The following is a 381-nucleotide window of genomic DNA, read 5'->3' as shown; positions in this document are numbered from 1 at the left end:
CCCTTGTGGTTAGCGGCTTTTGCGTCCGGGGTGGCGAAACGGCCATCGGCCTCTTCCTGATCCACCACGCGCTGCAGCCAGGCGTCGTCCATCGCGGTTTTCGCGCAGAACACCACCACGTGCGAGGCGTCGAGAATTTTACGTTCGTTGAACACGTAGGTGCCGCTGGCGGCTTTCGCCACGCGAGCTTTCCCTTCATCGGTGCTGGCGACAATAAAGTGCCACGGCTGGGAGTTGGTGCTAGACGGGCTGTACTGCAGCAGCGTTTTCAGCTGTTCCGCTTCCCCGGCAGTCAGCTTTTTCGTGGCGTCAAAGGCCTTGGTGGAATAGCGCTTCAAAGCGACCGATACGATATCCATAACTCTTCCTCACAGTTTACAG

General features: G+C 58.3%; 1 protein-coding gene. It reads right to left on the bottom strand.

Annotated elements, in window-relative coordinates:
* Nucleotides 1–359: nitroreductase family protein (locus tag HV826_RS36605; protein ID WP_176421596.1), on the bottom strand; the 359-nt coding region annotated here is incomplete at its 3' end.
* Nucleotides 360–381: the final 22 nt, after the last annotated feature.

Origin of the sequence: Myxococcus sp. AM010 (assembly GCF_013372585.1) — a bacterium.
In the GTDB taxonomy this organism is placed as follows: Bacteria; Myxococcota; Myxococcia; order Myxococcales; family Myxococcaceae; genus Myxococcus; species Myxococcus vastator.
The sequence above is the reverse complement of the archived record's forward strand: the minus strand, read 5'-3'. Positions and strand labels throughout refer to the sequence as shown.